Raw genomic sequence first — 350 nt, 5'->3', positions numbered from 1 at the left:
TGTCCGTCGTCAGGGATTTTGGGACAGATAGCAGCCTGATCTAAGAGAGGGTCTGGTTCATCTGGTTGGTCTGATTATGCGGCGGGTTTGCGGTGAAGCAAGCGCCGGGTTTCGATGGTCTTTCGTTTGATCCTTTCTCGCTGTTTCAGAATGGTCTGGCCGCGCCCGAAGTAGACGTCAGCGGGCGTAAGATTCTGCAGGCTCTCGTGATAGCGCCGGTGGTTATAGTGATCGACAAAGGCATCAATCTGGTGCTTCAGATCGCCCGGCAGGTAGTAGTTCTCCAGCAGAATGCGGTTTTTCAGGGTCTGGTGCCAACGCTCGATCTTGCCTTGGGTCTGCGGATGATA

Annotated in this window: 1 protein-coding gene; it reads right to left on the bottom strand. The window is 54.3% G+C overall.

From position 1 onward, the window contains the following. Nucleotides 1-74: 74 nt before the first annotated feature. Nucleotides 75-350, bottom strand: a 276-nt coding sequence (locus HJ536_RS20715) for an integrase core domain-containing protein (RefSeq protein WP_177159284.1), incomplete at its 5' end; no start/stop codon positions are given.

Origin of the sequence: Donghicola mangrovi, from assembly GCF_013377535.1 — a bacterium.
Lineage (GTDB): Bacteria > Pseudomonadota > Alphaproteobacteria > Rhodobacterales > Rhodobacteraceae > Donghicola > Donghicola mangrovi.
Note: the sequence above shows the minus strand (reverse complement) of the source record. Positions and strands in the feature narration are given on the sequence as shown.